The following is a 5404-nucleotide window of genomic DNA, read 5'->3' as shown; positions in this document are numbered from 1 at the left end:
GGTCGCCCAAAAATCGATCAATACCACTTTCCCTCTCATGGTATTAAGATCTACGATACTCCCATCTATAGCTGTAAAAACCATATCTAATGGCTTGGAATAATCCACTTCTTTTAAGGCCTCTATAGCAGCTACGTTTTCAGCTGCCAGTTTATGCAAGGCTTTAATACCTAGTTGGTTTGCTTGTGGGTGATTGCTGCCCGTAATTTCATAAAAGTATTGCCAATAAGCATCTGATACTGCAGGTGCATAGTTAATAACAGCCCCTAAAGCATCTTTAACATAACTAGAAACGCTTTCTAATGCTGCATATTTATCAACAAAACGTTCTAAAGATAAGCGGATATGTTTCCAAGATTGAATTTCAAAGTGTTCCCAATAATCGGCTTCTGATTTTTCTTTTCTTTGTACCATAAAATATAGTCGTGAATTAAGGTTAAGTTCGCGTGTAATAGTTAATTGAAACTCGGCATCCACTTTAGATTTTAAATCTGCATCTGAATTAAGTATGCTGTTCACCATATCGTCTCCTGCTTTTACCCACTGGTGGTACGCTACTTTGTCTACAGGCATTAATCGATAAAATTTTCGCAAATATTTCATACGTTTAGGAATAGTAAGTGCAAACGCTTTTAAACTATCAGAAATTTTATTAGGTACAAAATAGGGCTGAGCATAAGGGGAAAAAAAGAACTTTAAGGCTTGAATACGACGTGGGTCTTGTGGGTATTTATACCAGAATGCCTTAGCTAATTCTGAACGTTTTTTAAAATATTTATCATAATATCTTTTTATTCCTAATGCCCCTTCTCCCTCTTCCATTTTTTGCTTCTCTTTTACAGCACCATAAGTTATCATAACATACTTTAATTCTTTCCAGTCCTTATCTGCCTGTGTTTCAATACCAGTCTCTGCTATTGTTTCTTGTGCTTGTATGTTCGTAGTAAAACAGCAAAACAACAACAGGGTACTAATTTTTATTTTTAGTGCCCCTGCACCCTTAATCTTTACATAAGTGTTCATTTCTAATCTATTTTTTTTCATTATTAATCTATTTCACCCGCCCCGTATTTTAATATAATGACATGACCGGGAGGTCTTCCATCCCATTTGGCAACTTCTCTAAAAAGGTCTACCAAACATTTTTTATGTCCCGTCCTATTTATTCGACGGTAATTGCAATATCTATTTTTTTTCTAACTGGTGGGTAACAGGTTTCATCATTACACGTTTGATAAATGATATTAGCCACTATCGTTTGTTTTCCTGCTTCTAAATCTTTAACGACTTGAAATTTTTGAGACATCCTTATATTCTGACCTCTATAGGTGTCAAAAAAAACATTCTGATCAGGTAGTTGTAACGTTCCCATCTTCTTAATACCAGCTGGTACTTTAAAAGATACTTTTGTAGGGATCTTACCTTGAGCCGTATTCATTGCAATGGGTGCATATACATACCAATTAGGTGCTATATTAAATACAGTACTTATAACAAACTCGTCACCCGCTTTTACGGTTTCAGGAGCCTCTACCGTATAGTTTACAGGATCTCCAGATGTAGACTGTGCTACCATCGGAGTTCCTACATTGTTTAATAGCAAGATGAATACAATTACTGCTTGGGTTTTATAAAACATATCTTTTTCTTTTTATTATATACTCCACTGAATTTGATTGGCCGCTTTTAATTCTTAATTTTTTATTCGCTCTGGATCATCTGGCTCTTTCAATAAAACAGTCAACAGGTTAGGATTTATACATTTGCCACCGCACCACCTAGCCCATCCACTAAAAGCTTTCTCAAAGCTTTTTCAACTTTTCCATCGCGACACCTGGCCTGTTCGCTAAAAATGCCCACAGGGCATTTTGGCCCACAACATTTATTATTTGATTAAATAGGTGTTCGTGAATCTTCGATTTCCTAACGCTCCACCACCCCCAACATGACATACACATGGCCTTGATGCGCTAATGTTTTATTTTTATAGCCTCCTTTTTCGTAATAATATTCAATACGGTCTTCTTTGGTCAAACTCCCCGGTTTTTTTGTTTTTTCTGCACTCTTTATTTCTGTCTTTTTTTCATGCTAGACGGATAATATGCAAGGCCTTTTATGACTCAAAAACCCTCTCTGCATGTGGTCCATCCCCTGGATTTTAGCTTTTTTTCACTTCATAGTATAGCAATACTATGAGGAGGTGTTTTTTTCAGGGTGGTGGATGAGTCGGTGTGAGAATCATTTTACTTCATTAAAAAATGTGATATAAGCTCTATAGTCCTTAACACAGCAAAAAAATAAAAGTGGGTGGTACGATCAAAAAAAAAACAAATATTTAACCATCAATAAAGAATTTATTAAAACCAACTCTCCTCGCAAGGGCCATAGAGGTATACTTAGACCTCAGTTTATACTGAGTGCCCGCCCGCCTGCCGCACGGGCAGGCGAAGTACCCCGCACATGTTTCGCCAGTTTCATTTTCACCTTTTGGGTCAAAATCGAAATTCTGTATCTTACCCAGCCTTTGGAGGGGTGAATTGGGAACCTCGACGCAGAGCGTCGAAAAATTCTTTAGATTAAAAATAATATGGCTATTACTATTAAAAAGCATATTTTTTTTTAGAGATACTGTTTTCTTTTTTTAAATCGTTTATGATTTGATCTTTTGAAGATATTAAAATAGTGGATCATGTTTTTTTATTATTCTCTTTGATATATATTTACTGTTCCCATGCCCAAAATGACAGCTTATAGGCTTTTTAGACCTACATTTTAATAAAAGAGCTTTTTCTTTTAGTTTTTTTCTTTTTTATTGTGAACCTTTCTTGAAAATAAAACCATCAAAAAGCAACTAAATCCCTTTAATACAATTATTTATACGTTAGAAATAAATCTTATTACATATCTTGATAGTGTTAAATATCATGAAAATTCATAGTGGATATAAAAACATATCGTTAGCTATCAATTAGGGGGCCGTTTTAAGGAAATACAGACTTCTCCTGTTTTAACAGTATAAAACTCAAGACCTAAAACTCAAGACCCGAAAACCTAAAAACAACACCGGAATATCTGGTTAAACATACTGCAGTCAGGGCTAAGATCGAAAACCTGTAAAATAGAGTAGGTCGTTAATTTTTAAATATCTATAATTATGAAAACAAAATTTTTTAAAATCGTTTTACCAGCTTTTGCTCTTATGTTAGCAATCACTGCTTCTCTTGCTTTTACCTCTGCGGATAGTGCAGAGGATCTTCTTAAAATTACCGTAGCAGAATACGAACGCACTGACATTGTTTGTACAGTCACAAATGAGGTTGAATGTCAACTTACAGGAAATGAGCTTTGCACAATAGTTGTGCAAAATGATGCTGGGGAGAATGTTGTAGTTAATTTATACTTAGTAACAACAAATTGTACTGTAATTTTGTATGAATACATACCAGAGTAATTTTGTAAAGATTAGGTATTGATATTTCTTCTTTAATAATATAGCTCATAAACGGAATAAGTTTTTGAAATCAAATTACAATATATTTTTCAGCATCATCTATACTTAATTGTAGACCTGTCAATAATTGTTCTAATTTTTTCATTACAGAAAGGTAATAGATATAAACTAAAACCTTTCTGTAATGAAAAAATTAAATGGATGGGTCTGATATTTCAGATACTACGTTTTTTATAAATTACTGATTATAAGATAAATGAATTTTAATTTGATTTCAAAAAATTATCACTTATAATACACTCACATCTAAATAATCACCTGATTATTAACTGAATAAATGTTTTTTTTCGTAAATTACCAGCTCTTCTTTTGTTTTATTATAATGTTTTTTACAGCTTTGCTTACAAAATCATCTGCTGTTATTTAATAGATGAAATGGTATACCCATATAAGCCACCATTCTATAAATTATTTTATTCTTTTTTACAATCTGCTTCTGTTTCCATAATTCATTTTATTTAAGTGTTTATTAAAACCCGTTGATAGTTTTTATTTTTGAACGAGTTTTGTGTATTTTAATTGATATCATTCTCAATGTTCATGATTTTAATTTTCATGAAGCGCTGCTTTTCAGTTTTAGTCATTTCCTCAATTTCAGACGCTTTATATCTAAGATTTCTTATTTCTTGAATAATATAAAGTTTCATAAAATGACAGATAACGTAATAATTTATCTATTACGCTTACATAGTTTAACCCTTATATGAGTCATTATTTTATTAAGTTTATTCAAAAGATTTAATACCCAAGCTTCATAACTCAATTTATAAGGATACCTAAAAACCATTTTGCTCTAAACAAAGACAAATTTCATCATAAAAGTTAAAGAATTGTTAAAAAGAGGCTAATTCGGTGTCACTAAAATCTAAGGTAATTTTTTAAGCCTTATAAAACCTAGAAAAAATAATTTTTGGATAGTTCCTTTTTCTTCTCTACAACTATTAATTTTACTTAATTTAAAACAAAAGAAACAATATAGTTATTGAACTCATCTTGACTTTTTCTATTTCTTAAAACCTACCTGCCAGCAGGAACGGCTGAAATTCGTCTATTTTCTTATGTGTATCAATGCTATGCCTATCAAAAATAGTCTCATCTGTACAAATTTCAACTCATTTTCGGTTAAAAACAAAAAATCAAGATGAGTTCATTCTAAAAAAGCAAAAATTTAAACTTGCATTTAATTATATTTGTACCAACGAATGTTAAAATTAGCAGATAACTTATAAACACTGGTGTTTGAGCTATAGTTCCTGACCCCAGCCCGGTCACTAAATCGAATATCATCCGAAATCAAAACCTTGCTAATTATAAAATTAGCAAGATTTTATGGCTTTTAGGCAATCATTTAATTTGATGTTATTTAGTTTTAAAAGTTCATAGATCATCAACATTTTAACTCGCAAAAAAATGCTGACGATTATCCTTGTAAGTTATTGATTATATGAACAATAGTTGATTTGACTTTCATCATCAAATGTTTAACACTTTAAAGACGATAACCATACATTGGTATTCTGTACTTTTTCTCCGCCTTGGTACTGAATATTCAGATTTAGTAAGACATATAAAAGTGCGAGGAACAAGCTTGGTTATGCTGTCGTCCAAAGATAAATGTTTTTATTTTGCTGTCAAATTCACCCGTCCCGTATTTTAATATAATGACATGACCGGAGGTCTTCCATACCATTTGGCACCTTCTCTAAAAAGGTCTACTAAACATTTTTTACGTTCCATCCTGTTTATTCGACGGTAATTACAATATCTATTTTTTTTCTAACTGGTGGATAACAGATATCTCCGCTTTAATCGTTTGTTTACCTGTTTGGTTGCTTTTTCCCACTTGAAATTTTTGGCTCATTCGGACATCATTTCCTATATAGACATCAAGAA

Annotated in this window: 3 protein-coding genes; 1 reads left to right on the top strand and 2 read right to left on the bottom strand. The window is 32.3% G+C overall.

The window, feature by feature from the left end; genetic code table 11:
* A partial coding sequence (locus Q4Q35_RS15530; protein ID WP_303278921.1) for a TlpA family protein disulfide reductase occupies positions 1-1044 on the bottom strand: 1044 nt, incomplete at its 3' end.
* A 118-nt stretch (positions 1045-1162) separates the two neighbouring features.
* A complete protein-coding gene (locus tag Q4Q35_RS15525) occupies positions 1163-1639 on the bottom strand; it encodes a protein-disulfide reductase DsbD domain-containing protein (RefSeq protein WP_303278920.1) in 477 nt (158 codons plus the stop codon).
* Positions 1640-3154: 1515 nt separating this feature from the next.
* On the opposite strand from Q4Q35_RS15525, the gene Q4Q35_RS15520 reads away from it, so the two are divergent.
* Positions 3155-3451 (top strand): DUF6520 family protein, encoded by a 297-nt coding sequence (locus tag Q4Q35_RS15520; protein ID WP_303278919.1) that lies wholly within the window; start codon positions 3155-3157, stop codon positions 3449-3451.
* Positions 3452-5404: the final 1953 nt, after the last annotated feature.

Source organism: Flavivirga aquimarina (genome assembly GCF_030540835.1).
In the GTDB taxonomy this organism is placed as follows: Bacteria; Bacteroidota; Bacteroidia; order Flavobacteriales; family Flavobacteriaceae; genus Flavivirga; species Flavivirga aquimarina.
This window is presented reverse-complemented; position numbering and strand designations above follow the sequence as displayed.